The sequence below is a fragment of the Actinomyces mediterranea genome (assembly GCF_900155595.1).
Lineage (GTDB): Bacteria > Actinomycetota > Actinomycetes > Actinomycetales > Actinomycetaceae > Pauljensenia > Pauljensenia mediterranea.
Window position 1 is genome coordinate 1,357,208 of the sequence record NZ_FTPB01000004.1, and the last position, 15,706, is coordinate 1,372,913.

A 15,706-nucleotide genomic window follows, 5' to 3' on the forward strand; every position below is an offset into this window, starting at 1 on the left:
TCAGAACTTTCCGCCTCCCCCGCCGTGGGTGGCGCCGCTCGATGAGGTGTGCGTCGAGGAATCATCGGAGTCGTTGCTGGTGGGGCGAGGAGTCTTCGTCACATAGGTCTGGATGAATGTGTCCTGCCCCCCGCTCACGACGAACGTCCCGTCGGCGACATAGGATGCCGCCCCCGGTTCGAGGCCCTCATTCGTCATCTTGTTAATGAAATATCGCTTGACGAAGGCTCGGGCGGCGGCGATGCCTCCGACGAGGCCGGTGAGGATTGAGCCGATCACGTGACCAATGAGGTCCGTGAGCGTTGTCGGAGTCTTCGTGATGGGGTTGCCGTCTTCGGCGGCTTGCATGTAGCGCTCCATCTGCCCGACGAAGACTCGTGCACCCCCCTCCCAGTCGTTTTCGCCCAGGGGCTTTTTGATGAGCGTCCCAAGGGCGGAAATCCCGGCATCGGTGAAAGTGGCGATGGATGTGCCGCGCGTGGAGATCCACCAGTCGCGGGTCGCGGGGGCGACGAGGAGGAGGACTCCGGAGCGCTCCGCCCCGATCCCGTAACCGTTGTAGTCGAAGTAGTCGTCGGCCATTTCCATCGGCGTCTTGTTGGCGTCGAGGTCGGCGTAGAGAACGACGATGTCTTGGCCGTATCTGGCCGATACTCGGGTGATCTCCTCTTCAAGCTCCTGCTCAACGGAGGGGGAGAGCAGGCCGGCCTCGTCGACGACGTGTCGGGTCGACGCCTGCGCCGTACCCGGCAGCAGCGCGGCGATCGCGAGGACGAGAGCGAATACGACGGAGAGCCTTGTGATGATGGAGCGCATCTGCGCTGCGGTTGTGTTCATGTCACTCACCCGTCAATTCACGAAGATGTAGGCCAGGAACCAGCCGATGGTGGCGAATAGTGCGAAAAAGGGGATCGTGAAACCGACGTAGAGCGCTCTGAGCTTCCTTCGACTGATTGGGAAGGAGCCGACGACCTCGCCGGTCTGTCCATTGATTGCAAAGGGGTAGGCCTTCCCTTCGTAGGCGATGACGATCAACCACACCGGAAGCAGCGCATACCAGATGGCGTCCCTTGTGACGGAGATCTGCGCCGATTCGAGTTGGACGGAGGCATATCCGGTGACCGTCGACTGGACGAGGGTGGATAGCGTCGTCTTGACCCGCTTGTCGGCCCGGTCGATGGTGGTGGCTGCTTCAATGTCGTAGGAGGACGCGGCGTATCCGGACAGGTAGGCGGTGGCGAAGGATTTCGAGTCCGCTAATTCGAAAGGCTCTACGCCCTCGGCCCGTGTCTCTTCGAGTTTCGTCGTCGCACAGACGGGGACTCCGCGGAACTTGGCGGAGGCGTCGCGCGTGATCTGGAAGACGTCGGTTTCGACGTAGTCGAATTCGGTGTCCGACCATGTGCGGGTCTGGGTCCCTTTCAATGTGATGGTGCCCGACGCGTCGGCGTCGTGGTACCAGTAGGGGATATAGGTGCCGGTGGCCTCCGACAGGGTGTGGGTGTCCTGGAATGCGCGGGGGAGGAGGAACTTGCCCGTCGTCGCCTTCTTGAAGGCATTGAGCATTCCCGTCTTGTCGAGGGCGAACGGGATGATGAAGTCGGGGATCCGCGTGCTCTGAATGCGGCTGGATGCGACGAAGGTGTTATTGCAGAAACCGCAGCGGGTGGAGATCGTCGTCGGGTCGGCGACGATCTCAGCTCCGCAGGAATTGCACACCAGCGTCGCCACCGGGCCGAGTTCGCTCTGGTCGACATATGTCGCAGCGGATTGCTTCCACTGGTCGCCGGCCTCGGCGCTGCCGGGCGAGGGAGCCGCCGGTGCACTGTCTACCGCCCCGTCTGCATCGGGGGAAACAGGCGATCCCGCCTGCGCGAGACTCGCATTGAATTGCTCGACTTCGGCGACCTCGAAAGATGAGCCGCAGTATTCGCACGCCATTCTCCCGGTGACGGGATTGAACTCAATGGGTGCCGAGCACGACGGGCATTTGTACTGGATCTCGCTCACGATCCATCCCCTTTTCTCCTGGTGGTACACGCATGCTGGAGGGACAAGCGCTTCATGCGGAGGCGCTGTGGCGGTTGTCGTCCGACAGGGTGGTCGACGAGGTCGATCCGAGCCCCACCGGATAGAAGAAACGACGAAGAATCACCTATTCGGGTATTTCTCACGTCACACTGTTTTACCATGAATAACCACAGGATATGGGCACTGTCATGATGTGCCCCGTCCTCTGTTCATTTTGAAAGGAGAAGCCGTGGGACTCATTCAGGCCGCCACTGGCGCGATCGGGGGCACACTCGCCGATCAATGGATTGACGCTTTTGAAGCGGTGGACATGGGTGAGGGCATCGTCTTCACAAAGGGATCGAAACTGCGTCAGGGCGATCCGCGCAGTTCGAACCGCAAGGGGACTGAGGACCTCATCACGAATGGATCGAGGATCCACGTGTACGACCGTCAGGCGATGCTGCTGACGGACGCGGGCAAGATCTCGGACTTCACCGCCGAGCCGGGTCTGTACACCGTCGACTACACGGGGCAGCCGACGATCTTCTCAGGCGACCTCAAGGGCACTCTTCTCGATTCGTGGGAGCGTTTCAAGTTCGGCGGGGGCACCCCGCAGAAGCAGCAGATCTTCTTCGTTAATCTTCAAGAGATCAAGGGCATTAAGTTCGGCACCCCCTCCGCCCTCAACTATTTCGATACTTTCTATAATGCAGAGTTGTTCCTGCGCTGCCACGGCACCTTCTCAATCAGGATCGCCGACCCGATCCTGTTCTACCAGCAGGCCATTCCCCGCGACGCAGTGCGCGTGCACATCGACGACATCAAAGAGCAGTACATGTCGGAGTTCCTCGAAGCGCTTCAGGCATCCATCAACCAGATGAGCGTCGATGGCATCCGCATCTCCCAGGTCGCTTCGAAGATGCGCGAGCTGTCGCAGTACATGCGCAACACCCTCGACGATGACTGGTTGCTCGGACGCGGTATGGAGATCCAGTCCGTCGGCATCGCCTCGATCTCCTACGACGACGAGTCCCGCAAACTCATCGACATGCGTAACCAGGGCGCGATGCTCTCCGATCCGAGTGTGCGCGAGGGGTACGTCCAGGGCGCCGTCGCCCGCGGCATGGAGGCCGCAGGCTCCAACGAGGCCGGTGCGGGCATGGCATTCATGGGCATGGGTGTGGGTATGCAGGCTGGTGGCGGCTTTATGCAGGCGGCGTCCCAGTCGAACCAGCAGCAGATGCAGCAGCCCCAGTGGCAGCAACAGCAGATGCCTCCCCAGCAGCAGGGGGCGCCCCAGCAGTGGACGCAACCGCAGCCGGGCCAGTGGACCCAGCCCCCTGCCCCGCAGGGACAGCAGTGGGCGCCTCAGCAGCAGATGCCTCCCCAGCAGCAGGGGGCACCTCAGCAGTGGACGCAACCGCAGCCGGGCCAGTGGACCCAGCCCCCTGCCCCGCAGGGACAGCAGTGGGCGCCTCAGCAGCAGATGCCTCCCCAGCAGCAGGGGGCGCCCCAGCAGTGGACTCAGCCTCAGCAGGGGCAGGTACCCCCGCAGGGAGTCCCTCAGCAGTGGCAGCAAGCCCAGCAGGGGGCGCCCCAGCAGTGGGATCAAAGCCAGGGTCAGGTGCCTCCCGCCCAGCCCGAGCAGTGGTCTCATCCGCAGGCTCCGGAGGGTGAGCCCCCGGAGCAGCCGCCCGCTGACAACCAGCAGCAGTAGGCATGTCGATTGAGGGCCTGACTCGCGACGATCGCGAGTCAGGCCCTCCGTCGTGTTCTTCGGGTGTGCAGGGCTGGGATCGGCGAAAACATGCCCAGCTCGGAACAAATGAAAAGACTGAAATAGACAAATGTGTGGTGACTTAGGTCCCTGATTTGCTAGACTCGCACCCAGCGGCCTAACGACGGGCTACTCATTGCAATGACGGAAGTAGAGGACCTCAATGGTCAAGTACGTGTACGACTTCTCCGAGGGCGACAAGTCCATGAAGGACCTGCTCGGAGGCAAGGGTGCGAACCTCGCAGAGATGACGAAGCTCGGACTGCCAGTTCCCCCGGGATTCACCATCACCACCGAAGCGTGTCGGGCTTACCTCAGGGATTCAGTCGTTCCTGAATCCCTTGCCACCGAGGTCACTACGGCGCTTCGCGGCGTCGAGGACCAGATGGGCCGCACCCTCGGCGATCCCGAGAGCCCTCTCCTCGTGTCCGTCCGTTCTGGTGCCAAGTTCTCCATGCCCGGCATGATGGAGACTGTCCTCAACATCGGCCTCAACGACCAGTCCGTCCTCGGCCTGGCGAACATCTCCGGCAATGAGCGCTTCGCGTGGGATTCCTACCGCCGCCTCATTCAGATGTTCGGCAAGACTGTCCTCGACATCGACGGCGACCTGTTCTCCGACGCCCTCGACGCTCTCAAGGCCGAGCGCGGCATCAAGGGTGACACCGAGCTGACCGCCGAGGACCTCAAGGGCCTGGTCGTCACCTTCAAGAAGATCGTGTCCGATCAGAAGGGGATCGACTTCCCCCAGGATCCGCGCGCCCAGATGGATATGGCGATCGAGGCCGTCTTCCGCTCGTGGAACACTGAGCGCGCCCGGATCTACCGCCGTCGCGAGCGCATCCCTCACGATCTGGGCACTGCGGTCAATATCTGCACGATGGTCTTTGGCAACATGGGCGAAGGCTCGGGCACTGGTGTGTGCTTCACTCGCGACCCCTCTTCGGGCCACTCCGGCGTCTATGGCGACTATCTCGAGAACGCCCAGGGCGAGGACGTCGTCGCCGGAATCCGTAACACCCTGTCGCTGGCCGACCTGGAGTCGATTGACAAGGCCTCCTACGACCAGCTTCGTGGAATCATGCGCAAGCTGGAGACCCACTACCGTGACATGTGCGACATCGAGTTCACGATCGAGCGCGGCAAACTGTGGATGCTGCAGACCCGAGTCGGTAAGCGCACCGCGGCGGCAGCGTTCCGCATCGCCACCCAGCTCGTCGAGGAGAAGCTCATCACCCGCGACGAGGCTCTCACCCGCGTCACCGGCGACCAGCTCACGCAGCTGATGTTCCCGCAATTCGACCCCAGTGCCGTTAAGGAGCTCATCGCCCGAGGTATGGCCGCCTCCCCGGGCGCCGCAGTCGGCAAGATCGCCTTCGACAACGCGCAGGCCGAGGCGATGTCCGCGCAGGGCATCAAGTGCGTGCTCGTGCGCCGCGAGACCAACCCCGATGATCTGCCCGGCATGGTCGCCGCTGAGGGCATCCTGACAGCGCGCGGCGGCAAGACCTCGCACGCTGCCGTCGTGGCGCGCGGCATGGGCAAGACCTGCGTCTGCGGCGCCGAGGCCCTCGAGATCGACGCCGAGAAGGGCACCGTCACCATTGACGGGCGCGTCCTCACTGGCGATGACACCATCGCCATTGACGGTCAGAGTGGTGAGATCTTCATCGGCGATGTGCCCGTCACGGACTCCCCGGTCACCACCTACCTGTCCGAGGGCCTCGATGCGGGCCTCGCCGCAGCCGGCCACGATGAGGGGACCCGCGACCTCGTGACTGCCGTCGACCGCATCCTCACGCACGCGGATAAGGTCCGCCGCCTCAAGGTCCGCGCCAACGCCGACACCCCGACGGATTCGCGTCGGGCGATCGAGTTCGGCGCCGAGGGCATCGGACTGTGCCGTACCGAGCACATGTTCCTCGGGGCGAGGCGCCCGCTCGTCGAGCGCGCCATCCTGTCCGCGCCGGATTCGCCCGAACGCAAGGCCGCCTTCGGGGAGCTCGAGAAGCTGCAGAAGCAGGACTTCCTCGAGATGCTCGAAGTGATGGACTCCAAGGCGATGACGGTTCGCCTCATCGACCCGCCGCTCCATGAGTTCATGCCGGCGCTGTCCGAGCTGGAGATCAAGGTCGCAGTCGCCAAGGCGACGGGAGGTGCGGACCCTGCGGACGAGAGGATGCTCGCAGCGGTTCGCCGTTTCCACGAGCAGAACCCGATGCTTGGCCTGCGCGGCGTGCGCCTCGGCATCTACCTGCCGGGCCTGTTCGCCCTCCAGATGCGCGCCCTGTGCGAGGCCGCCGCCGAATTGGTCGCCCGCGGGCTCAACCCGATGCCGGAGATCATGGTCCCCCTCGTCGGCTCCGTCCGCGAACTCCAACTCATCCGTGAAGAGGGCGAGGCGATCATCGCCGAAGTGGCACGTGCCCGCGGCGTCGACCTGTCGAGTGTCACCATCGGTGCCATGATCGAGCTGCCCCGCGCGGCGATGACTGCGGAGGACCTCGCCGAGGAGGCCGACTTTTTCTCATTCGGCACGAACGACCTCACTCAGACCGTGTGGGGCTTCTCGCGTGACGATGTCGAAAGCGTCTTCTTCCCGCAGTACATCGAGGCCGGCATCTTCGGCGTCTCGCCCTTCGAGTCCATCGATGTTCACGGCGTGGGAACCCTCGTCCGTGAGGGCGTGACCCGTGCGCGCTCCACCAAGTCCGATATCAAGCTCGGCGTGTGCGGCGAGCACGGCGGGGATCCCGCGTCGATCCACTTCTTCCACGAAGTCGGCGTCGACTACGTCTCCTGCTCCCCGTTCCGAGTCCCGGTCGCCCGCCTGGAGGCCGGCCGCGCGGCAGTGGAGGCCGATGTCGACGCCTGATCGACCATGATGACAGGGGCGCCCTCGGGTCTCACCCGGGGGCACCCCCCCTCGTGTACGCGCGCGATCAGTTCGCGATGAGGAAGCCGAGGATCCCCATGGACGCCAGCGCTGTGATGATGCACAGGAATAGGAGGAGACCCACGGAGTAGGGCAGTGCCTTTCGCAAGAGCTCGGGCTCCATCCCCTCCTCCTTGACGGCGGTCGCGGCGATCGCGAGATTCTGGGGGCTGATGATCTTGCCGAGGCCGCCGCCGACCTCGTTGACGGCGAGGAGGAGCTGCGGGCTCAGCCCCGTCTGCGCGGCAACCGTCGAATGGAGGTTCGCGAAGAGTGCGCCTGCCGAGGTTGCCGAACCCGTCACAGCCGTCCCGATCCACCCCAGAATCGGGGCGAAGAAGGCGAAGGCCGCACCTGTCATCGCCAGGGCGGTTCCGATGGCGACCGTCTGACCGGAGTAGTTCATCGCGTAGGCGAGGGCCATGACAGCGGTGATCGTGAGGATCGCCATCTTCAACCCCATGATGGTCGATCCGAGGGTCGCAATGCCCTTCGAAACGGAGAAGGGGAAGCGCCCGTCCGAATCGGTCGCCGAGTATACGGCGATGACGACGAGTGAGGCGAGGACGAGCATCGTGCCGGGGGAGGACAGCGAGGACAGGGTGAAGACCGTGTCCGTGGAGACTTCGCCGCTCAGCGTCATGAGATTGCCGTCCAATCCCGGCCAGGGGATCTTCACATCCGTCGCCTTGAGAACGGCCGGGATATCGACGCCGAACCTCCACAGCTTGGCGACGGCGAAGACGATGACGACGAACCAGTAGGGCAGAAGGGCCAGGGTGATGCGGCCCGCGCCGAGTGACTCGCTGCCGTTCGCTGCGGAGCGCTGATCGTCGGGCGTCGACGGCGTCCAGAAGGTCAAAAGACCCGCGGCGAGGGCGAAGGAGAGCAGTGCGCCGACGACGGCGGTGAGCTCATAGGAGATGAAGTGCGCGGTTGCGTAGTGACCGACCGCCATGCCGATCCCGGATGCCAGGCCGATGGGCCACAGTTCCTTGACACCGCGCGCCCCGTCGAGCATGGCGAGCAGCAGGAAGGGGAGCCAGATGAGGAACAGCGGGGTGATGCTCGACGCTGTTGATGTGATGAGCGGAGTGTCGATTCCGCCGAGCTTCGCGGTGGTGATCATGGGGATCGCCATTGCGCCGAAGCCGACGTGGATGGAGTTTGCGACCATGGTCACGAGGGCGGCCTTCATCGGGGGCAGCCCAAGGGCGAGGAGCATTGCGCAGGTGATCGCCACAGGAGCGCCGAAACCGGCGAGGCCCTCCATGAGGGCGCAGAATGCAGTGGCGACGAGGAGAGCCTGAATACGCAGATCGCCCTTACCGACGAGGGAGAATACCGCGCGCACATCGTCGCCGCGCCCGGATGCCTCCGATAGGTTGTAGAGCCACACTGCTGCGACGACGATGTAGCAAATGACGAGCAGACCGAAGGTGGCGCCCTGTGTCGCCGACAAGAGGGAGAGTCCTGCGGGCATGTGGAACCCGAGGACGGCGACCGCAATGGCGACTGCGAGCGAGCCGATGGCGCACCAGTGCGTCGCGATCTTGAAGACGCCGAGCATGACGAAGAAGACCGCGAGCGGGAGGAGGGCGAGCAGGGCTGTCAGGGGCAGTGAATCTGCTACCGCTGTTGTCGAGGGAGTGAACGCGCTTGCGAACATCAGCATTCCTTGTCCGGGGTCGGCGATGATACTAGGAGGGGGCCTCAACGATGAGTGCCAGGACTTTCAGCCTAACCCCAGTATTCCTCTCAGCGCAGCCGTTCCACTCATGACGGACACTCCATGACAGATGTCATGTCACCCTCCATCACTGATGCCACTGGTGGCGTGACCAGCGCAAACGTACCGTTGGCTCATGATCGATACGAACCCCGTCATTGAGGCCGTCGCGCTGACCAAAACCTTCGGTCCCACTATTGCCGTCGACTCGGTTTCCATGCGCATCGACGTCGGTGAGATCGTTGCACTGCTGGGGAAGAACGGAGCCGGCAAGACGACGCTCATCGATATGATCCTCGGATTGCAGCGCCCTACTTCAGGGACGTCCACTCTGTTCGGGATGGAACCGCGCCGCGCCATCGCCTCGAGTCTCATCGGCGCCGTCCATCAGAGCGGCGCACTCCCCGTCGACTACACGATCCGCGAGACCCTCTCGCTGTTCGCCGCGACCCATGCCCGTCCCCTCGGCGTCGAGGCCCTGATGGAGGAGACTCGTCTGGCTCACCTCGCCCGCCGCCCCATCCGAAAACTCTCCGGCGGCGAATGCCAGCGCGTGCGACTCGCACTCGCACTCCTGCCCGATCCGAGTCTGCTCATCCTCGACGAGCCGACCGCCGGAATGGACGCGACGTCCAGGCGCGAATTCTGGGACCTCATGAAGGGCCAGGCGAAACGGGGGCGCACCATCGTCTTCGCTACCCACTATCTCGCCGAGGCAGAAGAGTTCGCGCAGCGCACGATCATCATGAAGGACGGTGGCATCGCAGCAGACAGTCCCACATACGACTTGCGCAGCTCGTACTCGCGCCGCCGCCTGCGCATCGCCGTTCCCGATCGCGCCAGCACCGATGCCTGTAGGGAAGTGACGAGTATCAGCCTCGACGTCCAGTGTGAGCGCGTCGACGGGGGCGAGTCGATCATCGTCGTCTCGGGCGACAATCTCGACGAGGCCGCCCGCGTACTCCTGTCCATCGACGGGGCGCACGGCCTCGAGATCAGCGCCTCCTCCCTCGAAGACGTCTTCGCCGCCCTCACCGCCTGACACGAGAATCGGATACCGACTATGACCACTGCAATGCCATCTCCAGCCGTCGTCGTTCGCACATCCTCAGGGTGGAAGGGCTTCGGCCTCGTCGCCTGGTACTCCTTCTGGAAGCTCCTCACCAACCCCTTCTCGCTGGGTTTTGCGATCCTGCTGCCGATCTTCATGTACATGATGTTCGGCGCCGGACGGGACTACTCGGACATTTGGACCGTCCACGCGAATGTGGCGGCGACAGTCCTGGTCAATATGACCCTCTACGGCGTCATCATCGAGACCTCCTCCATGGGGGCGAATGTCGCACTCGAGAGGACGAGCGGCATCTCCCGCCTATACGCCCTCACCCCCTTGTCGAGTACCGCTCTCACCCTCGCCAGGGCCCTCGCCTCTATGTGCATCGCCGCCGCCGTCATCGCGGTCACCTTCACGGTGGGGGCGCTGACGGGGGCGCGCATGGAGGGCGCAGCCTGGGCCTCGGTATGTGCGATCCTCCTCGTCACCTCCGTCATGCCTGCGACGATCGGCCTGGCCATCGCCTTCGCAGTCAGATCCGATGGGGCCTTCGCCGCATCCAGCGCCGTCACCGTCCTCTCCTCATTCGCTGCTGGAATGTTCATCCCCATCGAGCAGATGGGGCAATTCTGGGCGCGCCTGGCCCCGTGGACGCCGTTCTACGGGATCAGTCAGATCGCCCAATGCCCCCTATACGGGTGGGAAGCCTTCAAATGGTCGTGGATCGCCTCCATCGCCGTGTGGACCGCCCTCTTCGGACTCCTCGCCGTGTGGGCGCAGCAACGCGACACTGCCCGGTGACGAGGTCGCAGGAGAGCACGAATACTCGGCCCGGGCGCCGCATTGAGTGCCTCCGGAACGACTAGTCTCACAGGAGACGGAGGAGGAGAAGCGAATGACCCCCGACCACTATTCGGCGGGCGCCAACGGGTGGCGTGATCGCGTCGAGCGGCACCCCCGGCTCTTCTCCCTGTTGTGGGCGGTGCCGTTCATGGTGTTCCTCGCCTTCCCCATTGCGGAGGCGCTCTCTGAGGGCATCGAGACGCGGACGGGTGCGCTCATCCTGGCGGAGGCGATCGCCCTCGGCGCCGCCTACCTCGCCGTCTGGCTGCTCAACGACCCGGCGCCGACCTGCCAGAAGATCACGCCCGCACTGGCCTCCACCCTGGGCGCCCTCGTCCTCATCCAGATCATCATGGCGATTACCATCGCCCGCACTGGAGGAGCGGGCGGGGTGTACATGCTCAGCTACGTCGCGGCTCCGATGGCGCTTCTCGCACCGAGGCGATGGCTCCCGGCGGGTATGGGAGCTCTCGCGGCACTCGTCGGCATCGAGACTTTCATCTGGCCGAGGGAGGGAGTATTCCCTTTCTTGACGATCCTCATGGCGAGCGCCGTATGCCTCCTCGCGCGCACGAGTATCGACCGGGAGCGCCTCGACAAGGTGAAGGCCGCCCAGGAACTCGCCCTCTCCCAGGAGAGGGAGCGCAGCAGGATCAGTGCAGACCTCCACGACATCCTCGGGCAGACGCTCACGGGGATCACTGTGAAAGCCGATTTGGCCGGGCGTCTCCTCGACACCGGTAGGATCAATGACGCCCGCGCCCAGATCGACGATCTGATGGAAATGTCGCGCCAGGCTCTGACCGATGTGCGCGCCGTGGTGAGCGCGAATCGTACTCTCCTAGTGGATGCGGAGATCGAGTCCGCCGCGCAACTCCTCGCCGCGGCGGGAGTCCTCCTCGAGGTGCGCCGCGATGCCGAACCCGCCCCCGGTGCCACTTCGACGCTCATCGCACACGCCATTCGGGAGGGCTGTGCGAATGCGCTCCACCACGCGCGCCCGAGTCGCGTCATCATCACTGTGGGCGCTCACGGAGTGAGGATCGTCAATGATGGCGTGAGGGGGAGTCGGACGACGTTGACGCCGCAGCGTCCGGGCAATGGCCTTGAGGGGCTGCGCGAACGCGTTGGCGACCGCGGTCGCGTGGCGTGGAGAAGCGAGGGGGATGAATGGATCCTCGATATGGAGGCGGTATGAGCATCCCGGGAGGCGGTCGTCTGCGCGTCATCGTCGTCGACGACCAGCAGATGGTGAGAGGGGCCCTGGCGACGCTGCTGTCGCTGGAAGAGGATATCGATGTCGTCGCCCAAGCGGGTAGTGGTCGCGAGGCCGTGGAGGCGATCGCTGCGACTCCAGCGCCAATCGATGTCGTCGTCATGGATGTGGAAATGCCCGATATGGATGGGATCACCGCCTGTGAGGCGATCCGGTCCCGATTCCCCTCAGTCAGGGTCCTCATGCTCACCACTTTCGGAAGGCCCGGATACGTGCAGCGCTCTCTCGACGCCGGGGCGAGTGGCTTCATGGTGAAGGACGCCCCCTCCGAACAGCTCGCCGATGCTGTGCGCCGCGTGTGCGCCGGGCACCGGATCATCGACCCGACGCTGGCCGTCGAGACTCTTGCGCGCGGAGCCTCCCCTTTGACCGATAGGGAGGTCGATGTGCTGCGCGCGGTCGCAGAGGGGGGAACCATTGCGGATATTGCGGCGCAACTGGGTCTGGGACCGGGGACGGTGCGCAATCATGTCTCCGCTGTGATGGCGAAGACGAATGCGAGGACGAGGGCGGAGGCGGTGCGCATCGCGACGGATGCGGGATGGCTCTGAGGATCCGCTGATCGGGAGCGCAGCGCTCGCAATCACATTTAGGTAACGCTTATGAGGAATATTTACACCTCACATTAATTTGGTTACGCTGTGTATGCGTAATGCGGGGCATTGATGAACGACGTGTCCCGCCCATCCCGAACAGCCGTAATCGCCAAGGAGTCGTACACCGTGAGTGGAGCCATGCCCTCGACCATCACCGGACATCGGAACCACATCCTCCTCGCACTCCTCCTCGCACTCGTCGCAGCCCTCCTCTTCACCGCCCCTCCCGCAGCGCACGCCGACTCCCAGCCGCAGACCTGGACCGAAGTCGCAGAGGAGATGGGGCAGATCCTCGACGATGCACAGGCGACCTTCCTCGCCGGAGACGCCGAGGGCGGCAAAAACGGGGTGAACACCGCCTACTACCGCCGCTACGAGACCCTCGGCTTCGAAAAGCAAGTCTTGGCGCGCATCTCCGGAGAGAGGGTCTCGACCGTGGAGATGGAGTTCTCCCTACTCAAGAAGGCGATGACCGACGGCGACAGCAACGCAGTCGCCGTGCATACGGCGACGCTCAAAACTTTCCTCCTCGAAGACGCCGCCACCCTCGACGGAAAGAGCGGGACGGCGAATGCGTCGACGAGCCCATGGCTGTCGGGCTTCGTGCCCTCACTGCTCGTCATCCTGCGCGAAGGCATGGAGGCGATCCTCGTCGTCGCAGCGATCCTCGCTTACCTGACCAAGACGGGGCACGCAGATAAGGAGAGGGTCGTATGGGCGGGAGCAGTCCTCGCCCTGGCGGCATCCATCGCCCTGGCAGTCGCCTTCTCAGTGTTCACGAACCTCGCCGGAGCCAACCAGGAACTCCTCGAGGGGGTCACAGCCCTCGTCGCAGTCGCCATGCTCATCTGGGTATCGAATTGGATGATCAGAGCGTCCAGCGAAAAAGGGTGGGAGCGCTACATCTCGGGCCGCACCGACGCCTCGCTGAGCCGCGGCTCCCTCATCGGACTCGCCTTCATCGCCTTCCTCGCAGTCCTGCGCGAGGGCGCAGAAACGATCCTCTTCTACGTCCCGATCATCTCCGCGGCCGATGGGGCAGTCCGGCACGTATGGATCGGACTGGGAACGGGCGCCGTCATCCTCGTCATCGTGTACCTGCTCATCCGCTTCGCAGCGCTGCGGATCCCCCTGCGCCCCTTCTTCACCGTCACCTCGATCCTCCTGGCCGTCATGGCCATCACCTTCACGGGATCGGGAATCAAGGAACTCCAAGAGGCCGACGTCGTGTCGCTGACGCCCCTGGGCGGGTTCCCCACCATTGACCTCTTGGGGATCTATCCCCGAGTGGAGAACCTCGCCGCGCAGGCGCTGGTCCTCATCATCATCGTCGGCCTGTACTTCTGGGGCTCGTGGCGCAAGCGCCGCGCAGCCGCAGCGAAGTGACGAGTGCCGACCCCCATCCGACACTGACATGGAGAATCATTCATGAAGCGCTCACTCATCCGACTCGGCGCCGCAACAGCGGCACTCGCCCTCGTGACAGGGCTGGCCGCATGCTCCTCCGGCTCGACGTCCACCACCTCGACGAATGCCGATGCAGCGCCGTCCGCGCCCGCCCCCGGCGAAGACGCGGGCTTCGACGAGTTCCCCCTCGGGGACGACGTCTTCTCCGGCCCCCTGAAGATCGCGGGCGTCTACTTCCAGCCCGTCGATATGGAGCCCAAGCTCCAGCTCGCCGCGTCTGAGGCGTCCATGCACATCGAAGCGGACATCTCCGCTGTCGAGGGCAATGACCTCGGATACGGCGTCGGCGACTTCATCCCCGGCCTCACCGTCGAGTACAAGTTCATCGGCAAGGACGGCTCCACGGTGCTCGAGGGGGTTTTCATGCCGATGAATGCCTCTGACGGTCCGCACTACGGGCTCAACCTGCCCAAGCTCGACGCAGGCACCTACACCGTCCAGTTCATCGTCCATTCCCCGGAGGAGAACGGCTGGCTGCTGCACACCGATGCCGCCACCGGTGTCGGTGGCCGCTTCTGGACCGAGCCGATCGTCGCGGAGTTCACGGACTTCCAGTGGGATCCCTCCGCAGTAGAATGGTGATGCTGCGTTCAGGCGGGTCGAAGGGGATCCTTCGACCCGCCTCGTCTGCGCCATCCGCAACGGGCGGCCCCCGCTCGCGACGGTCCTGACACGGGAAGAAGAGTCTGAACACCATGATCGAGCAGATGAGCGAGGTCCTCCTCACACTCCTGCTGACCTCACTCGCCGTCGGTGCCGTCACCGCCGCGATGCCGAGGCGGGGAAGGGGGAGAGCCGAGGTCGGCCTGCGGGCGCGCATCATCACGGGCGCCATCCTCTCCGGCCTCGTATCCGCGCTCATCCTCACCGTCGTCAATACCATCGCGCCCAAGGCGGTGAACCGGCAGACCGTCGCCCTATGGACGCTGCCCCCCGCGATCCTCCTCGCCATTGCCCTCATCATCCTCGCCCGCCTCCTGCGCGTATCCGCTGCACAACAGAGCGGGCGTGCGGGACTCGAGCGGGCGATGAGCGCCGCCGCATCCGCCTATATCGCACTCATCGTGTTCCGCGCAGCACCGACCGCATTCACCCAGGCCATCATGATGTTCCCCGCGGGGGTGGAGCTATTCTCAACCGGCATGGTCCTCGCCCTCGTCGGATACGCCCTCGGATGGGTGATCGCCGCAGCACTGGGCTGGACTTCGGCGCGGCTGTGCGCCCGCGGGACGCGGATGTGGCCACTCGTCATCATCGTCATCACCCTTGGCACGACCCACGCGCTCATGATCGTGCGGATCCTCGTCGCTCAGCGGATCCTCGTCGTATCGAACACCGTCTTCACCGCGATCTCCTGGTTCATCAACCACGAGGCGCTCTTCCCGATCCTCGCCATGGCCTGCCTCGTCGGCGTCGCCGCCAGCATCTGGTATTCGACGCGCCTCATCCCCCGTCAGGGCGACAACCCCGCGGAGTCCCGCCTCTACCGCGCACAGGTGCGCGTGTGGAAGTGGATGGCGGGAGGCGCCGCCATGGGCTATCTGTGCGGCGCGATCCTCATCACTGTCGGCGTCGCAGTCGGCAGCGCCGACGTGGAACTATCCGAACCGGAGTCGTATTCCGTTGCGGACGAGCGCATCGTCATCGATCTCAATAATATTTCCGACGGGCACCTCCACCGCTTCGCCCACACGACCTCATCAGGGGTGGAGGTGCGATTCATCGTCATCCAGAAGGCCGGATCCTCCTACGGGGTCGGCCTCGATGCGTGCGAGATCTGCGGGCCGAGCGGCTACTACGAGAAGGACGGCAAGATCATCTGCAAACTCTGTGAAGTCGCGATGAATATCGCCACGATCGGATTCAAGGGCGGGTGCAATCCGATCCCCATCGAGTACGAAGTATCGAATGGGACCCTCACTGTGCCCCTGTCCGTCCTCGAAGACAGTGCGAGCGTCTTCGCATGAGCCGCCGACCCGCCCGCACACGCTTCCCCCACACGCCGAACGAGGACGA

The 15,706-nt window shown here is 64.2% G+C and carries 12 protein-coding genes; 9 read left to right on the forward strand and 3 right to left on the reverse strand.

The features are described 5' to 3' along the window. Together BQ7471_RS10025 and BQ7471_RS10030 are read right to left on the reverse strand one after the other, a co-directional pair. Entirely contained in the window at positions 1–837 is an 837-nt protein-coding gene (locus BQ7471_RS10025; RefSeq protein WP_076465946.1) for a TPM domain-containing protein, read from the reverse strand. Between the two features lie 12 nt (positions 838–849). Next, the gene (locus tag BQ7471_RS10030; protein ID WP_129583427.1) at positions 850–2,010 is read right to left on the reverse strand and encodes a TFIIB-type zinc ribbon-containing protein; all 1,161 of its coding nucleotides are present in this window, start codon (positions 2,008–2,010) and stop codon (positions 850–852) included. Between the two features lie 250 nt (positions 2,011–2,260). On the opposite strand from BQ7471_RS10030, the gene BQ7471_RS10035 reads away from it, so the two are divergent. Both BQ7471_RS10035 and ppdK read left to right on the forward strand, forming a co-directional pair. After that, complete coding sequence (locus tag BQ7471_RS10035; RefSeq protein ID WP_083663371.1) at positions 2,261–3,730, forward strand: SPFH domain-containing protein; 1,470 nt, start codon at positions 2,261–2,263, stop codon at positions 3,728–3,730. Positions 3,731–3,953: 223 nt separating this feature from the next. Then, positions 3,954–6,665, forward strand: coding sequence for a pyruvate, phosphate dikinase (gene ppdK / locus BQ7471_RS10040; protein WP_076465949.1), 2,712 nt, complete (start codon positions 3,954–3,956; stop codon positions 6,663–6,665). A 67-nt stretch (positions 6,666–6,732) separates the two neighbouring features. Here the strand turns inward: ppdK and BQ7471_RS10045 are convergent, their stop codons facing one another. Beyond that, positions 6,733–8,394 carry an L-lactate permease gene (locus BQ7471_RS10045; protein ID WP_076465950.1) on the reverse strand — a complete coding sequence of 554 codons (1,662 nt, stop codon included), beginning with the start codon at positions 8,392–8,394 and terminating at the stop codon, positions 6,733–6,735. A 196-nt stretch (positions 8,395–8,590) separates the two neighbouring features. Here BQ7471_RS10045 and BQ7471_RS10050 point away from each other — a divergent pair, with 196 nt between their 5' ends. The 7 genes from BQ7471_RS10050 to BQ7471_RS10080 all read left to right on the forward strand — a co-directional run bounded on the left by BQ7471_RS10050 (position 8,591) and on the right by BQ7471_RS10080 (position 15,657). Further along, the gene (locus BQ7471_RS10050) at positions 8,591–9,496 is read left to right on the forward strand and encodes an ABC transporter ATP-binding protein (RefSeq protein WP_129583428.1); all 906 of its coding nucleotides are present in this window, start codon (positions 8,591–8,593) and stop codon (positions 9,494–9,496) included. A 33-nt stretch (positions 9,497–9,529) separates the two neighbouring features. Next, a complete protein-coding gene (locus BQ7471_RS10055; RefSeq protein WP_083663372.1) occupies positions 9,530–10,309 on the forward strand; it encodes an ABC transporter permease in 780 nt (259 codons plus the stop codon). 94 nt (positions 10,310–10,403) lie between these two features. Then, on the forward strand, positions 10,404–11,549 hold the full coding sequence (locus tag BQ7471_RS10060) for a sensor histidine kinase (RefSeq protein ID WP_076465953.1): 1,146 nt from the start codon (positions 10,404–10,406) through the stop codon (positions 11,547–11,549). Next, on the forward strand, positions 11,546–12,178 hold the full coding sequence (locus tag BQ7471_RS10065) for a response regulator transcription factor (RefSeq protein WP_076465954.1): 633 nt from the start codon (positions 11,546–11,548) through the stop codon (positions 12,176–12,178). The genes BQ7471_RS10060 and BQ7471_RS10065 overlap by 4 nt, the downstream gene beginning before the upstream one ends. A 171-nt stretch (positions 12,179–12,349) precedes the next feature. Then, on the forward strand, positions 12,350–13,609 hold the full coding sequence (locus tag BQ7471_RS10070; RefSeq protein WP_328586653.1) for an FTR1 family iron permease: 1,260 nt from the start codon (positions 12,350–12,352) through the stop codon (positions 13,607–13,609). Positions 13,610–13,651: 42 nt separating this feature from the next. Next, the gene (locus BQ7471_RS10075; RefSeq protein ID WP_076465956.1) at positions 13,652–14,272 is read left to right on the forward strand and encodes an iron transporter; all 621 of its coding nucleotides are present in this window, start codon (positions 13,652–13,654) and stop codon (positions 14,270–14,272) included. 125 nt (positions 14,273–14,397) lie between these two features. After that, positions 14,398–15,657 (forward strand): Fe-S-containing protein, encoded by a 1,260-nt coding sequence (locus BQ7471_RS10080; protein ID WP_407922689.1) that lies wholly within the window; start codon positions 14,398–14,400, stop codon positions 15,655–15,657. Positions 15,658–15,706: the final 49 nt, after the last annotated feature.

What these genes read in the sequence shown, in the direction of transcription:
- BQ7471_RS10065 (WP_076465954.1), top strand. Translation starts at nt 11,546, where the DNA reads ATGAGCATCCCGGGAGGCGGTCGTCTGCGCGTCATCGTCGTCGACGAC.
- BQ7471_RS10050 (WP_129583428.1), top strand. Translation starts at nt 8,591, where the DNA reads ATGATCGATACGAACCCCGTCATTGAGGCCGTCGCGCTGACCAAAACC.
- BQ7471_RS10080 (WP_407922689.1), top strand. Translation starts at nt 14,398, where the DNA reads ATGAGCGAGGTCCTCCTCACACTCCTGCTGACCTCACTCGCCGTCGGT.
- BQ7471_RS10055 (WP_083663372.1), top strand. Translation starts at nt 9,530, where the DNA reads ATGCCATCTCCAGCCGTCGTCGTTCGCACATCCTCAGGGTGGAAGGGC.
- BQ7471_RS10075 (WP_076465956.1), top strand. Translation starts at nt 13,652, where the DNA reads ATGAAGCGCTCACTCATCCGACTCGGCGCCGCAACAGCGGCACTCGCC.
- ppdK (WP_076465949.1), top strand. Translation starts at nt 3,954, where the DNA reads ATGGTCAAGTACGTGTACGACTTCTCCGAGGGCGACAAGTCCATGAAG.
- BQ7471_RS10045 (WP_076465950.1), bottom strand. Translation starts at nt 8,394, where the DNA reads ATGTTCGCAAGCGCGTTCACTCCCTCGACAACAGCGGTAGCAGATTCA.
- BQ7471_RS10060 (WP_076465953.1), top strand. Translation starts at nt 10,404, where the DNA reads ATGACCCCCGACCACTATTCGGCGGGCGCCAACGGGTGGCGTGATCGC.
- BQ7471_RS10025 (WP_076465946.1), bottom strand. Translation starts at nt 837, where the DNA reads ATGAACACAACCGCAGCGCAGATGCGCTCCATCATCACAAGGCTCTCC.